Below are 14,841 nucleotides of genomic sequence, written 5' to 3'. Positions count from 1 at the left end.
GAGCGGGCACCGCAGTGTTGTCGGCGACCCACCGTACCGAAGGCATCGAACGGTCAAACGTAGCGGTTGACGATATTTTCCAGGTATTCCTGCCGGCCGGAGCGCGGCTGCGGCTGGATGTTCTTGTCCTCGACCCGTTTGGCGATCGCGTCGAGCGATTCGTTGCCCGAGAGCATCGCCTGCGCCTCCGGCGTCGACCATCCGGCATAGCGATCGTCGACGAAGCTCGTCAGCGCCTTGTCCTCGATCATCTTTGCCGCTGCCTTGAGGCCGCGCGCGCAGGTATCCATGCCGCCAATATGGGCGATCAGAAGATCCTGCGGGTCTATCGACTGGCGGCGCAGCTTGGCGTCGAAATTCGTGCCGCCTGTGGTGAAGCCGCCGGCCTTCAGCACCTCGTAGTAGGCGAGCGCGATTTCTGGAACATTGTTCGGAAACTGGTCCGTGTCCCAGCCCGACTGGTAGTCGTTGCGGTTCATGTCGATGGAGCCGAATATGCCGAGCGCCGCCGCTGTCGCCAGCTCATGTTCGAACGAATGGCCGGCAAGGATGGCATGGCCCTGTTCGAGGTTGACCTTCACTTCGTTCTCCAGGCCGAAACGCTTCAGGAAGCCGTAGACCGTCGCCGCATCGTAATCGTACTGGTGCTTGGTGGGTTCCTGTGGTTTCGGTTCAATGAGGATCGTGCCCTTGAAGCCGATCTTGTGCTTGTACTCGACGACGAGGCTCAGGAACCGGCCCATCTGGTCGAGTTCACGCTTCATGTCGGTGTTGAGCAGGGTCTCATAGCCCTCGCGTCCGCCCCATAGCACGTAATTTTCGCCGCCAAGCTTCTGCGTCACGTCGATACAGCTTTTGACGGTGGCTGCCGCATAGGCGAAGACGTCTGGATCGGGGTTCGTGGCTGCGCCCGACATATAGCGGCGGTTGGAAAAGAGGTTGGCCGTGCCCCAGAGCAATTTGGTGCCGGTCTTTTCCATCTTGCCGGCGAAATAGTCGGCGATCTCGTGCAGGCGGCTGTTGCTCTCATTGATCGTGTCGCCTTCGGGACGCACATCCGCGTCATGGAAGCAGAAATAGGGCGCGCCGAGGATAGAGAACATTTCGAAGGCAACGTCGGCCTTCAGTTTGGCGCCTTCCATGGTGTCGTTGAACCAGGGGCGTTCGAAGGTCTGAGAGCCGAAAGGATCGCCGCCTGGCCAGACGAAGGAGTGCCAGTAGGCGACGGCGAAGCGAAGATGGTCCTCGAGGCGCTTGCCAAGGACCTTCTCGTCGGGATTGTAAAAGCGGTAGGCGAGCGGATTGTTGCTGTCCGGCCCCTCATATTTGACTGGCTTGATATCTCCGAAAAACCCGCTGCTCATGATTGAACTCCCTTTAGTGCTGGATAGAGGTTGTGATAGCGATTGTAGGCCGCGTCGAAGGCCCCGATCAGGTTCGCGTCCGGTTCGATGGTCGTATCCGTTGCGGGGGCGACGCAGATGGCATGCGGGTCAGCGCCTTCGGCAGCGATAAGCCCGAGGCGAGCAGCACCAAAGGCCGCACCGAAATCCCCATCCGCCGGTACGTCGACCGGTATGTTGAGCGCGGTGGCGATGGCTTTCAGCCAGTAGGTGGAGCGCGATCCGCCGCCGACAGCCGTGACGCGCTCAAGCCTGGTGCCGGCGGCAGCCAGGGCATGAAGGCAATCGCGGAAGGCGAAGGCAACACCTTCGAGCACGGCCTGTGTCAGAGCCGCCCGGTCGCTCGCATGTTCAAGCCCCTGGAACGACCCGCGGATCGCTGAATCGTTAAGCGGCGTGCGTTCGCCAGAAAGATAGGGCAGGAACGTCACGCCCGATGGCGCACGCAAATCCGCTCCAAGTTCGTCCGTGAGTTCGGCGGCTTTGCGGGAAACGATCCCGGCATACCAGTTCAGGGCGTCGGTCGCCGAAAGAATAACGCCCATCTGGTGCCATGTGTCCGGCAGGGCATGGCAGAATGTGTGCACGGCGCTTTCAGGGTTTGGCAGATAGGCGCGGTTGGCGGCAAAGAGCACCCCGGAAGTCCCGAGCGAAACGAAGGCATGGCCTTCTCCGACGGTGCCCATGCCGCAGGCCGATGCCGCATTGTCGCCGGCTCCGCCTGCGACCACCACCTTGTCGCCCATGCCCCAGCGCGCTGCAACATCTGGCTTCAGGATGCCGGACACCTCGGTTCCCTCGACCAGCGAGGGCATGTAGCTTTCATCGAGGCCGGTTGCGGCAAGCAGTTCCGGCGACCACGTGCGCTTGCCGACATCGAGCCAGGACGTGCCGGCCGCGTCGGACATTTCGGACACATGTTCGCCTGTCAGCCAGAAGCGCAAATAATCCTTCGGCAACAGAACGCGCTGCAGCCGCGCAAAAATATCGGGCTCGTTGTTGCGAACCCAGGCGATCTTCGGGGCGGTGAAACCGGGGAAGACGATGTTGCCGCTGAGGCTGCGGAATTTCGGGTTGGCGTCGAGTTCGGCTGCTTCCGCGTGGCTGCGGGTGTCGTTCCAAAGGATGCAGGGCCGCAGCACCTGATCGCCGGCATCGAGCAGTGTGGCGCCGTGCATCTGTCCGGAGAGGCCGATACCCTTGACGGCAGAGAGTTCGCGGCCATGGTTCGCCTTGAGCGCGGCAAGAGCGTCTTCCGTCGCCCGGATCCAGTGCGAAGGGTCCTGTTCCGACCAGCCTGAATGCGGGCGCGAAACGTCGAGATGTCCCGTGCCGGAGCCGACGATCTTTTGGTTCTCGTCGATCAGAAGTGCTTTGACACCGGATGTGCCGAGGTCGAGCCCGAGATACATGCTGGCTTCCTTCCTTCCTTGGGTGTTAGAGGGCGTGCTTCAATTGAGGGTCCTTGAGGTCGCCCGGCGCGAAGATTTGCGTGTCGAGGTGAAGCAAGGACGTCATCAGGCAGCCTTGTACGATAAGCGGATGTTCGTCCGGATAACAGCGTATGCTGAGATCCTGCGTCGCGCCCCAGCCGGAAGTGCCGGAAATGACGCCGCGCAATTCCTCTTCCATAAGGTCAAATACGCCGGCTCCGGGTCCAACCAATGCCACCGGCACGGGATCGATCAATGAAAACAGGCTGCGAAGGCCTGCGCCGATCGCCTGGCCGGCCTTGCGGAAGGCCGCACCCTCATCGCCGTTACCGGTACGGGCCCGGCCGGCGGCGGCCGCGAACGTCGAGGGATCTATATCCTGCGGCGGCGGGGTGGATTCGTTCTCGCCCGATATCGTCCGCAATATGGCATAGTCGCTGGCATAGGCTTCGATGCAACCCCGCCGGCCACATCGGCACAGCGCGCCTTTAGGGATGTGCAACATGTGCCCGAACTCCGCAGCCGAAGAGTGCGCCCCGACGAAGGGCTTGCCCTTGAGATAGAGGCCCATGCCGATGCCATGCGACAGCAGGATTGCTGCGAAATTCTCCCTGTAGTGTTCCGGATCGGTCCAGCGCAACGCTTCGGCTATCATGTTGCAATCATTGGCGACCGAAACATCCACGCCATAACGCCGCGACAGGACCTTGCCAAAGGCGATGTTCGTGTCCGGCGTGATCGGCGACCACAGCATGGTGGCGCCCGTGGCGTCGGTAACGCCCTGCACCCCCATGGAAATGTGCATCAACGGGCCGGTCCCTGAGGGACGTGTATCGATGAGGCTGTCCAGCATGGCGAATATCGATTGAAACAGCGCGTCCGCCGACATTTCAAGGGTCGGCACCCGCTCCGAAATTTCAGCGACGACCTGGCCCTTGTAATCGTAGAGGACCGCATGGACGAGGTTAAGCGCGAGCTCCACGGTAACCACGCTCGCAACGTCTGGATTGAGCACCAAGGCAATTTGCGGGCGCCCGCGCCGGTTGGAACCGAGGTCGCCCTCGCGCGCTTCGATGATGATGCCCTCGGAAATCAGCGAGGTCGTGATGGCGGAAACGGTCGAGGGGCTGAGCCCGGTCTGGGCCACGATATCGGTGCGCGACAGGAGGCCGTGACGGCGCAAAGCCGCCAGCGCAAGTCTACGATTCTGGCGCCTGACATCGTCGGGACGCGCGATCTCATCGATCAACAAACTCCACTCCTCCCCATAACCCTCTTTTTGTGCATTGCAAAAATGTTGTTGCGTTGCAATGGGTTATGCCTAGCAAAATCCATGTTGACATGGAAATGCTTTTAAGTCACTATTTTTTTCGAGCCTCGAAATAAAAGAGGTTTAGACGCGGGTCGGAGGTGTAGGCCCTCGTTCATCAGTCATCGTGCTGTGTGCACTGGGAGGATTACCATGAAGAAATATGCAACCGCTCTCGCGGGCGCTGCTGTCCTTGCTGTCTCTTTCGCGGGGCCCGTTCTGGCCAAAGACAAGATCGTCGGTGTATCCTGGTCGAATTTCCAGGAAGAGCGTTGGAAGACCGACGAGGCAGCGATCAAGAAGGCGCTCGAGGCAAATGGCGACAAGTACATTTCCGCCGACGCGCAATCCTCTGCCGCCAAGCAGCTGACCGATGTCGAGAGCCTGATCTCGCAGGGCGCCAACGCGCTAATCATCCTTGCACAGGATTCGAGCGCCATCGGCCCGGCCGTCGAAAAGGCGGTTGCGGAAGGTATTCCGGTGGTCGGCTATGACCGTCTCATCGAGAACAAGGATGCCTTCTACATCACCTTCGACAACAAGGAAGTCGGCCGCATGCAGGCGCGCGGTGTCTTCGCCGTCAAGCCGGAAGGCAACTACGTCTTCATCAAGGGTTCTTCGGCTGACCCGAATGCCGATTTCCTCTTTTCCGGCGCGCAGGAAGTGCTGAAGGAAGCAATCGACAGCGGCAAAATAAAGAATGTCGGCGAAGCCTATACCGACGGCTGGCTGCCGGCCAATGCGCAGAAGAACATGGAGCAGTTCCTGACCGCTAACGACAACAAGGTCGACGCAGTCGTTGCGGCAAATGATGGTACCGCAGGCGGCGCCATTGCCGCTCTCCAGGCACAGGGCCTTGCCGGCACCGTTCCGGTTTCCGGGCAGGATGCCGACTTTGCCGCGCTCAATCGCGTTGCCCTCGGCACGCAGACGGTAACGATCTGGAAGGACTCCCGCGAACTCGGCAAGCAGGCTGCCGGCATCGCTTCGGCTCTTGCCGACGGCAAGAAGATGGAAGAGATCCCGAACGTTCAGAAGTTTGCCGGCGGCGCCAACAAGGTCGAGGTCAGCGCCGTGTTCCTGACGCCCGTTCCGGTCACCAAGGATAATCTCGGCGTCGTCATTGATGCCGGCTGGGTGACGAAGGACGTCGTCTGCCAGGGCGTGAAGGCAGGCTCGGTACCGGCCTGCAACTAACACTTTCAAGTCTGATAGGATTGAGCGCCGCTGGTCCACTGGATCGGCGGCGTTCTAAAAGAAAATAAAACTGGGAGATTAACATGAGTGATCCGGCCATCAGTCTTGACCGGGCTCGCGCTTCCGAACTCGGTCTCGTTGCCAGGTTCTTCAAGGCGACCGAGCTCGATACCCGCCTCCTCGGCATGATCGGAGCGCTCGTCATCATCTGGCTTGCCTTCCAGTTTTTAACCGGCGGCCTCGTCAACGGCCAATTTCTGACACCGCGCAATCTTTGGAACCTGTCGGTCCAGACCTCTTCCATCGCGGTCATGGCGACCGGGATGGTCCTTATCATCGTCACACGCAATATCGATCTTTCCGTAGGCTCGGTGCTTGGGTTTGTCGGCATGGTGATGGGCGTGACGCAGGCCGAAATCCTGCCGAAGCTGATCGGCTTCGAACAGCCGTTCACCTGGGTTGTTGCGCTCGGGCTCGGCATCGTCGTCGGCGCGCTCATCGGCGGCTTTCAGGGCTTCGTCATCGCCTTCCTCGGCGTTCCCGCCTTCATCGTTACGCTGGGCGGCTTGCTCGTCTGGCGCGGCGCTGCCTGGTGGGTCACGTCAGGTCGCACGGTCGCACCAATGGATTCAACCTTCCGCCTCATGGGCGGCGGGCCGGAAGGGTCGATCGGGGCGACCTGGAGCTGGGTTGTCGGCATTGTCGCCTGCCTTGCCATTGTCGGCATGATCGTCAACGGCCGGCGCCAGCGCAAGCGTTTCAACTTTCCCCGCCGTCCGGTCTGGGCCGAGGCCTTTATGGCGGCGATCGCCTGTTTTCTCGTCCTCGGTGCGGTTTCGATCGCCAATCATTACTATTGGCCGATCGGTATCGTCCGCAAATATGCCGAGGCCAACAACATCACCATTCCGGATGGCGGCCTGTTCATCCCGCATGGCATCGCCATCCCCGTGCTGATCGCGGTCGCAACGGGCATCATCATGACCTTCGTGACGACGCGCACGCGTTTCGGCCGCTACGTTTTCGCCATGGGCGGCAACCCGGAAGCCGCAGATCTTGCCGGCATCAACACACGCTGGGTGACGATGAAAATCTTCATCATCATGGGCATTCTGTGCGCCATCGCCGGCGCGATATCGACCGCCCGCCTCAACGCTGCCACCAATGCGCAAGGCACGCTCGATGAGCTGATGACGATCGCGGCCGCTGTCATCGGCGGAACCTCGCTCGCCGGCGGCGTCGGCACCATTGCCGGCGCGATGATCGGCGCGTTGCTGATGCAATCGCTGAATTCAGGCATGGTCATGCTCGGTCTCGAAACGCCGCTGCAGAATATCGTTGTCGGCATCGTGCTTGTCGTTGCCGTCTGGCTCGACACGATCTATCGCCGCCGTACCGCTTGAGGGAGATTGAAACATGACCGATGCACAAACCCCTCTCGTCGATATCGAAAACGTCTCGATCGCCTTTGGCGGCATACGCGCCGTCGATGGCGCCTCGGTCGACCTGTATCCGGGCGAAGTCGTGGCACTGCTTGGCCACAATGGCGCCGGCAAGTCGACGCTGATCAAGGTCCTTTCCGGTGCCTACAAGCGCGACAGTGGCACAATCCGCGTCAATGGCGAGGAAGCGACGATCAACAATCCGCGCGACGCCAAGGCCTATGGCATCGAGACGATCTACCAGACGCTGGCTCTTGCCGACAACGTCGATACGGCTGCCAATCTCTATCTTGGCCGCGAGTTGATGACGCCGTGGGGAACGCTCGACGATGTGGCAATGGAGCACAGCGCCCGCGAAGTGATGGGCCGGCTCAATCCGCGGTTCCAACGCTTCAAGGACCCGGTCAAGGCGCTTTCAGGCGGCCAGCGCCAGTCGGTGGCGATTGCCCGCGCCATCCTCTTCAATGCCCGCATTCTCATCATGGATGAGCCGACGGCGGCCCTGGGGCCGCAGGAGACGGCGCAGGTCGGGGAACTCATCAAGCAGCTTAAGAGCGAGGGTATCGGCATTTTCCTGATCAGCCACGATATTCACGACGTGTTCCACCTCGCCGACCGCGTGGCGGTGATGAAGAATGGTCAAGTCGTCGGCACGGCGAAGGTCACCGACGTCACCGAAGATGAAGTCCTTGGCATGATCATTCTCGGCAAATGCCCACCCGGGGCAATTCCGGGGCCTGGCGCGGTGAACTAAAGGTAATAAAAAGGCCGCTCGAAGCGGCCTTTTTTTACTTTCAACCCTTAAAAGCTCAGACGGATTCGACGTGCTGGACTTCCGGTACGAAATGCTTGAGCAGGTTCTGGATGCCGTGCTTCAGGGTCGCCGTGGATGAGGGGCAGCCGGAGCATGCACCGCGCATGTTGAGGAAAACGGTGCCGTTCTCATAGCCGCGGAAGGTGATGTCGCCGCCGTCCTGCGCAACTGCCGGGCGCACCCGCGTCTCAAGCAGTTCCTTGATGGTATCGACGATTTCGGCGTCGGCGCTGTCGAAAAACTCGTCTTCGGAATCGCGTTCAGCATCGTCAGCAACCTGCGTGGCGCTCGTCATGATCGGCGCGCCGGACATGAAATGCTCCATGATGGCGCCGAGGATGGCCGGCTTCAGATGTTGCCATTCCGGACCGTCGCTCTTGGTGACGGTGACGAAGTCATAGCCGAAGAAGACACCGGATACGCCGGGGATTGCAAAGATCTTGCCGGCAAGCGGAGAAGCTGCGCCCGCGCTTTCAGCATCGCGGAAATCGGCCGTCCCCTGGTCGAGAACCACCTTCCCAGGCAGGAACTTGAGGGTCGCCGGATTGGGCGTTGCTTCGGTCTGGATAAACATGACGAATCTCGCGTGTCTAGTTTAGAATTGTTCAAAGGCGATATAGGCCTTAAAACTCAACTGTTCAAGTCAGGATTGTATCACGTTTCGCGGCGGGATCACGTAATCGCGTCGATATCCTCGTCAGAGAGATTGTATGGGACAACCGTGACAGGAATGGGGAAGGATTCGCGTCCCGCCAGCGACTGAACGAGGGGCCCCGGGCCTTCCTTGCCCGAGCCTGCCGCAAGGACGAGAATGGCAATGTCCTGGTCTTCCTCGATCAGCTTCTGTATCTCTTCCGATGTCAGCCCTTCACGCACAACGAGTTCGGATTCGATACCGATCGTCCCACGCACATTGGCCGCGAACTTGCTCAGCGTCGCGCTTGCCCGCTCCTGCGCTTCGGCCCGCATGATCTGCTCGACGCCGAGAAAAGCCTGGAAATCAGCCGTGTCGATGACGAAAAGGAGGAGCAGCACGCCGCCAGTCGTCTTGGCGCGGCGCGAGGCATAGGCCACCGCCCGCTCGCATTCGGGCGTCTCGTCGATAACGGCTAGAAATTTGCGGCGATGGCCCGCTTCCCGGCTGAGACGTTTCGATACCATGTGCCCGTTCCTGCCCTAACCGATGTGATCGTCCACCCCTTGCAGCACCCGGTCCTAGTCCTGCAGGAAGCCGATAATATCACGCACATTGCGCAGCGTCTTCTCGGCGAGAACGGCTGCCCGCTCACCGCCGTCCTTCAAGACGGAATCGACATAGCTCGGATCGGCCGAAATACGCCGCATCTCCGCGGCAATCGGCGCGAGACGCTCCACTGCGAGGTCGGCCAGTGCCGGCTTGAACACGGAAAATTGCTGGCCGCCGAAATCGCCGATCACCTTTTCCTTGTCCGCATCGATCAAGGCCGCATAGATGCCGACGAGGTTGTCCGCTTCCGGGCGGTCCTTGAGACCCTCGACATCGGACGGCAGCGGTTCGGCGTCGGTCTTGGCTTTGCGGATCTTCTTCGAGATCGTATCGGCATCGTCGATGAGATTGATGCGGGACAAATCCGAGGGATCGGATTTGGACATCTTCTTTGTGCCATCGCGCAGGCTCATGACGCGCGCAGCCGGCCCGCCGATGACAGGTTCCGTCAGCGGGAAGAAGCTGGCAATGGTCTCATCGCCCGATTGGGTCTCAACGCCGAGACCGAGTTCGGCGATGCGGCCGGAGAAATCCGTATTGAATTTCTGTGCAATGTCGCGCGTGAGTTCGAGGTGCTGTTTCTGGTCTTCGCCGACCGGCACATGGGTAGCGCGATAGGCGAGAATGTCGGCCGCCATCAGGTTCGGATAGGTGAAGAGCCCGACGGACGCGTTCTCGCGATCCTTGCCGGCCTTGTCCTTGAACTGGGTCATCCGGTTGAGCCACCCCATGCGGGCAATACAATTGAACACCCAGGCGAGCTCGGCGTGCTGGCGCACGCGGCTCTGGTTGAAGACGATGTGTTTCTTCGGGTCGATGCCGGAAGCCAGAAACGCCGCTGTCACCTCGCGCGTGTTGCGCATCAGCTCGGCCGGGCCGCCCCACACGGACATGGCCTGCGTGATCGCATGCTGGTCGACCACGCAATAGATGCAGTTATAGTCTTCCTGCAGAGCGACCCAGCGCCGGATAGCCCCCAGATAATTGCCGAGATGCAGATTGCCGGTTGGCTGGACACCGGAAAAGACGAGCTGTTCAAACGTGCTCATTAATCGTCCTTGATCGTTCGGGGATCGGGCTTGCAGGCGCCGATGGCAGTGAAGCGCGGTTTTGGCAGAGCCACACGCAGTATTCAAGCCCTATATCGTAGGCTGCTTGAGTTGAAGCAAGTCCCACTTGTTGCCGTAGAGATCCTGAAACACGGCGACGCTGCCATATGGCTCATGGCGTGGCTCTTCAAGGAAGATGACGCCTGATTTGACCATCGCCGAATGATCGCGCTCGAAGTCGTTCGTGTGAAGAAAGAAAGCAACCCGTCCGCCCGTCTGGTTGCCGATGGCGGCTTCCTGGGCTTGTCCGTCCGCTTTTGCAAGGAGGATACGCGTTCCGCCGTCGCCAGGCGCCACGACCACCCAGCGCTTTGATTCAGAAAGCGCGGTATCTTCGACGAGACGAAAACCAAGCTTTTGCGTGTACCAGGCGAGGGCTTCATCATAGTCGCGCACGACAAGCGTGATCAATCCGATGCGACGGCTCATGGTGCGGCATCTGTCGGCGTTGCTTCAGCGGCCTTCGCGCCGCGCTTCACGTTGCGACGGATCATGGCAAGGCTGGCGCCGCCCGTGCCGAAGGCAAGGGCAAAGTAGGAGATCATCGCCAGGATGACGAGCGTCAGCACGGCAACGGCTTGTGTGTGGAGCGGCGCATGCGGTGCAAGCGCAGGGCCCATCCATATAATCGCGTAATGAAGGCCGATCGCCATGATCGCCGCGGATATGAACAGTCGCGGGATGCGGGTGAGGAGAGGGATGTCGCGTCCCCAGTGGCCGCGCCATACCAAGGTCGCAAAGAGCAGGATGGCGTTGACCCAACCAGCAACGATCTCGGCGGTGGCGATGCCGGTCTCATACATGATCGGGAAGAGCGTGAGCGCGAGCGAGACATTCACCGCCACGGCAATTGCGGCAAAGATCATCGGTGTACGAGTGTCCTCGCGGGCAAAGAACCCGGGAAGGAACGCCTTGATCAGCACGAAGGCCGGAAGCCCCAACCCGTAGACGGCGAGGATATTGCCGACCGTATGCGTCGAGGTGGGGGAGAAGTTGCCGCGTTCGTAAAGCATGCGAACGATCGGCTCAGACATGACGAGCAGTGCCGCTGCTGCCGGCAGCGTCAGAAACAGGGTGAATTCCACCGAGCGGTTCTGCAGGCTCGACGCTTCCTTGAGGTTGCCGGAGCGCAGCGCGCGTGCGAGTTCCGGCAAAAGCACGGTAGCGACGGCAATGCCCACGACGCCGAGCGGCAGCTGGTAGATACGGTCGGCATAGGCGAGCGAGGAAATGGCGCCGGATTTCGCCGAAGCGATGTTGGTGTTGATCAAAAGGTTGATCTGCGTGATGCCCCCGGTTACTGCCGCGGGAAGCGCCAGAACCAGCAGGCGCTTCACGTTCTTGGTGAGATGCGGAAGGCGAAAGCCGATGGTGATGCCGGCATTGCGCACCGCAATCCAGACGATCGCAAGTTGCACGAGGCCGGAGACCATGACACCCCAGGACAGGGCGTAGCCGACCTGCCTGCCGTCCTGGCCCGTATACCAGGCATAGGCAAGCACACCGATCAGAATGACATTGAGAAAGACCGGGGCGATCGCAGCGGCAAAATAGCGGTGCAGCGAATTCAGCATCCCGCTCATCATCGCCGCCAGCGACATGCAGGCGAGATATGGGAACATGATGATCGCCATGCGCACCGTATTGTCGAACTTCATCGGGTCCTCGACGAAGCCCGGCGCGATGACATAGCGCACGATCAGCGGCATCGACACTTCCATCAGGATCGTCAGCGTCAGCAATACGGTGAAGAGGACGCCGAACACCTCTTCGGAGAAGCGCCGCGCCCCATCAAGACCGTTGGCCTCAATCTCCTTGGCAAAAAGCGGAACGAAGGCAGCGTTGAAAGCGCCCTCCGCAAAAAGCCGGCGAAATGTATTGGGAAAGCGGAAGGCGGCGTTGAAAGCGTCGGCGATCGGCCCAGTGCCGAGCGCGCTCGCCATCAGCATTTCGCGGGTGAAGCCGAAGACGCGGCTCATCAGCGTGCCGGATGCGACAGTTGCAAATTTCTTGACGAGACTCATTTATTCCGCCGTCATGAGGATGTTTTGCCGCTGTGGCTGGGCGGTGGTTATATCGCCTTCGCCGAAGAGCGCGAGCAGCTTCTTACGAATGCGGTTTTGCCGCGCCGTGTTGGTGACTTTCTGGCCGACGAGGTCCGTCACGTAAAACACGTCGATGACCTTTTCGCCGAAAGTCGTCACATGCGCCGAGGCGATATCGAGCGAAAGATCGGAAATGATCCCGGTGATCTCTGAAAGAAGGCCGGGCCGGTCGAGCCCCTCCACCTCGATGACGGTGAACTTGTTGGAGAGCGTATTGTTGATTTCGACGCCGGGCTCGATACGGAAAGCGCGAACCGCCCGCTTCGGCTTGGTGCGCGCCGCCAGCATTTCAGGAAGATAGTTGCGGCCGGAAAGCACATCCTCGATCAGGCGGCCGACGTTCTTCGCCCGCCTCCGCTCGTCGTCATCGGTCGGAAATTCGCGGCTGATCAGGATCGTATCGAGCGCCCGCCCGTCGCTGGTGGTGAAGATCTGCGCATCGACGATGTTGGCGCCCGCCGCGGCGCAGGCGCCGGCAATGATCGAGAGCAGGCGTGGATGATCCGGCGATAGAACCGTAATCTCGGTGACGCCTTCAAAATCATGGGTCTTGATCATGGTGGACAGCGTCTTGCCGGCCGCATCGGATTCGCGAATGAAGTTTGCGTGACGGATCTGGTCGTCGAGGCTGACCGTCAGGAGATAGTTCTGGTAGTGCAGCGCCAGGTAGGACTGGCGCTCGATCTGCGGCCAGGAAGAAAGTGCGTGTTCGAGCTGAGACCGTGCATGTTCGGTGCGTTCCTTGCGCGGAACCTCCGAGAAGCCGCCGGTCAGCAGCAATTCCGTCTCATAGAAGAGATTGCGGAGCAGCTGCCCTTTCCAGCCGTTCCATACGCCCGGACCCACCGCCTTGATGTCGCAGATGGTGAGGATCAACAGCAGCTTCATGCGGTCGAGCGATTGGACGATTTCTGCGAAATCCTCGATTGTCTTCCGATCGTTGAGATCGCGCGATTGCGCAACCCGGCTCATGGTCAGGTGCTGCTCGACGAGCCATGCGACCGTCTCCGTATCGGCCTTGGAGAGGCCAAGCCGGGGTCCTAGCCGCCTTGCGATGCGGGCGCCTGCAGTCGAATGATCTTCGGGACGTCCCTTGGCGATGTCGTGCAGGAGCAGCGCCACGTAGAGGATTTTGCGATCCTTCTTGAGCCCCGGCATGATCTGGTTGGCCAGCGGGTGTTCCTGGCCGAGATCGCCATGGTCGATCTCCGACATCACTGCGATGCAGCGCAGAAGATGTTCGTCGACCGTATAGTGATGATACATGTTGAACTGCATCATCGCGACGATCTTGCCAAAATCCGGGATGAACTTGCCGAGCACGCCGGATTCGTTCATGCGCCGCAAGATCAACTCGGGATTGCGCTCGGAAGTCAGAATTTCGAGAAAGAGCCGGTTCGCTTCCGGGTTTTCCCGCAATTCGCCATTGATCAGTGACAGCGAACGGGTGACGAGTTGCATCGCATCGGGATGAAACTCGAGGCCCTGCTGGTCGGCATAGTGGAACAGGCGGATCAGGTTTACCGGGTCCTTCTCGAAGACACCGTCATTGGCGATGGTGATGCGATGGTTGTCGATGACGAAATCGCTTGTCCCGGCAATCTTGCGCTTGCGACGGGAAAAGGTCAGGAAAATCCTGTTGAAGCCCGGCACGTGCTTGGCCTGTTCTTCCTCGAGTGCCGCGCAAATGATGCGCGTCAGATCGCCAACCTCCTTGGCAACGAGGAAGTAGTGCTTCATGAAGCGTTCGACGTCACGCTGGCCGGGATGCGCGGTATAGCCAAGGCGCCGGGCGATCTCGCTCTGGATATCGAAAGAGAGCCGTTCCTCGGCTTTGCCGGTCAAAAAGTGCATATGGCAGCGCACCGCCCATAGAAGGTCCTCGGCCTTGCGGAACTTGTTGTGCTCCGACCGCGACAGCACACCGAGCTTGACCAGCTCATCGCTGGTTTTGACGCGGTAGTAGTATTTGGCGATCCAGAACAGCGTATGCAGGTCGCGCTGGCCGCCCTTGCCCTCCTTGACGTTGGGCTCGACTAGGTAGCGCGTGGCGCCGGCCTTGCGGTTGCGCGCATCGCGTTCGGCAAGCTTGGCCTCGATGAATTGCGGACCCGTTCCCTTGATCACTTCGTCGTCGAACCGCTTTTCCAGCGAAGTGAACAGCTCCTCATTGCCACAGACATAACGCGCCTCGAGAATGCTGGTGCGTATGGTCATGTCCGCCAGCGACAGGCGAATGCATTCATCTAGATTGCGGGTGGCGTGCCCGACCTTGAGCCCGGCGTCCCACAGCATGTAGAGGATATACTCGACAACCTGTTCGCCCCACGGCGTCTGCTTGTAGGGCAAGAGAAACAGAAGATCGATATCCGACCCCGGCGCCAGGGCGCCGCGCCCATAGCCGCCGACCGCGACGATGCTCATGCGCTCCGCTGTCGAAGGGTTTACCGCAGGATAGACATGAGCGACCGCGAATTCGTAGAGCGCCGAAATGATCTGATCCATCAGAAAGGAAAGCCGCATGGCGCAACGTGTGCCCCCGGCATCTTTCATCAGCAGCTCTTCCGCCTTCTTGCGGCCGGATGCGAGCGTTTGCTTGACAAGCTGCAGCACGTCGTTGCGATCGACGGATGCTGCCCCATTGTCCTTCGCCGCCTTGACCAGATCTTCAAACTGCCGATGAAGTATGGTGGGGTTGACGATCTGTTCCAGTTTCAGGTCTGAGGCGTTCATGAACACGACTTTATGGATGATGGCTCGCTATAGCGCGAAATCAATTCAAA

The 14,841-nt window shown here is 60.2% G+C and carries 12 protein-coding genes; 3 read left to right on the top strand and 9 right to left on the bottom strand.

Translation table 11 applies throughout. The features are described 5' to 3' along the window. Nucleotides 1–53 precede the first annotated feature (53 nt). Genes xylA through BM074_RS05570 form a run of 3 tightly spaced genes read right to left on the bottom strand, consistent with a single transcriptional unit; the run spans nucleotide 54 to nucleotide 4,085 of the window. Nucleotides 54–1,364, bottom strand: coding sequence for a xylose isomerase (gene xylA, locus BM074_RS05580; protein ID WP_091920329.1), 1,311 nt, complete (start codon nucleotides 1,362–1,364; stop codon nucleotides 54–56). After that, nucleotides 1,361–2,815 (bottom strand): xylulokinase, encoded by a 1,455-nt coding sequence (gene xylB / locus BM074_RS05575; protein WP_091920327.1) that lies wholly within the window; start codon nucleotides 2,813–2,815, stop codon nucleotides 1,361–1,363. Before xylB ends, xylA begins: the two co-directional genes overlap by 4 nt. A 25-nt stretch (nucleotides 2,816–2,840) precedes the next feature. Next, the gene (locus BM074_RS05570; RefSeq protein ID WP_091921494.1) at nucleotides 2,841–4,085 is read right to left on the bottom strand and encodes an ROK family transcriptional regulator; all 1,245 of its coding nucleotides are present in this window, start codon (nucleotides 4,083–4,085) and stop codon (nucleotides 2,841–2,843) included. Nucleotides 4,086–4,298: 213 nt separating this feature from the next. Here BM074_RS05570 and xylF point away from each other — a divergent pair, with 213 nt between their 5' ends. The 3 genes from xylF to BM074_RS05555 all read left to right on the top strand — a co-directional run bounded on the left by xylF (nucleotide 4,299) and on the right by BM074_RS05555 (nucleotide 7,538). Then, nucleotides 4,299–5,342: a D-xylose ABC transporter substrate-binding protein gene (xylF, locus tag BM074_RS05565; protein WP_027230640.1), complete on the top strand. Its 1,044-nt coding sequence runs from the start codon at nucleotides 4,299–4,301 to the stop codon at nucleotides 5,340–5,342. Nucleotides 5,343–5,425: 83 nt separating this feature from the next. Further along, nucleotides 5,426–6,745 carry a sugar ABC transporter permease gene (locus BM074_RS05560; RefSeq protein WP_091920326.1) on the top strand — a complete coding sequence of 440 codons (1,320 nt, stop codon included), beginning with the start codon at nucleotides 5,426–5,428 and terminating at the stop codon, nucleotides 6,743–6,745. A gap of 13 nt (nucleotides 6,746–6,758) precedes the next feature. Continuing rightward, nucleotides 6,759–7,538, top strand: a complete 780-nt coding sequence (locus tag BM074_RS05555) for an ATP-binding cassette domain-containing protein (RefSeq protein ID WP_027230638.1) — start codon at nucleotides 6,759–6,761, stop codon at nucleotides 7,536–7,538. 55 nt (nucleotides 7,539–7,593) lie between these two features. Here BM074_RS05555 and BM074_RS05550 read toward each other — a convergent pair whose 3' ends face one another. The 6 genes from BM074_RS05550 to BM074_RS05525 all read right to left on the bottom strand — a co-directional run bounded on the left by BM074_RS05550 (nucleotide 7,594) and on the right by BM074_RS05525 (nucleotide 14,791). Continuing rightward, a complete protein-coding gene (locus tag BM074_RS05550) occupies nucleotides 7,594–8,172 on the bottom strand; it encodes a NifU family protein (RefSeq protein WP_091920324.1) in 579 nt (192 codons plus the stop codon). A 98-nt stretch (nucleotides 8,173–8,270) separates the two neighbouring features. After that, nucleotides 8,271–8,759, bottom strand: coding sequence for a universal stress protein (locus tag BM074_RS05545; protein ID WP_027230636.1), 489 nt, complete (start codon nucleotides 8,757–8,759; stop codon nucleotides 8,271–8,273). A gap of 54 nt (nucleotides 8,760–8,813) precedes the next feature. Then, nucleotides 8,814–9,893, bottom strand: coding sequence for a tryptophan--tRNA ligase (trpS, locus tag BM074_RS05540; protein WP_091920322.1), 1,080 nt, complete (start codon nucleotides 9,891–9,893; stop codon nucleotides 8,814–8,816). 90 nt (nucleotides 9,894–9,983) lie between these two features. Beyond that, nucleotides 9,984–10,382, bottom strand: a complete 399-nt coding sequence (locus tag BM074_RS05535; RefSeq protein WP_091920320.1) for a VOC family protein — start codon at nucleotides 10,380–10,382, stop codon at nucleotides 9,984–9,986. Then, on the bottom strand, nucleotides 10,379–11,977 hold the full coding sequence (gene murJ, locus BM074_RS05530; protein WP_091920318.1) for a murein biosynthesis integral membrane protein MurJ: 1,599 nt from the start codon (nucleotides 11,975–11,977) through the stop codon (nucleotides 10,379–10,381). The genes BM074_RS05535 and murJ overlap by 4 nt, the downstream gene beginning before the upstream one ends. Then, nucleotides 11,978–14,791: a [protein-PII] uridylyltransferase gene (locus BM074_RS05525; RefSeq protein WP_091920317.1), complete on the bottom strand. Its 2,814-nt coding sequence runs from the start codon at nucleotides 14,789–14,791 to the stop codon at nucleotides 11,978–11,980. Between the last annotated feature and the right edge of the window lie 50 nt (nucleotides 14,792–14,841).

The sequence above is a fragment of the Phyllobacterium sp. CL33Tsu genome (assembly GCF_900113985.1).
Taxonomy (GTDB): Bacteria; Pseudomonadota; Alphaproteobacteria; order Rhizobiales; family Rhizobiaceae; genus Phyllobacterium; species Phyllobacterium pellucidum.
The sequence above is the reverse complement of the archived record's forward strand: the minus strand, read 5'-3'. Positions and strand labels throughout refer to the sequence as shown.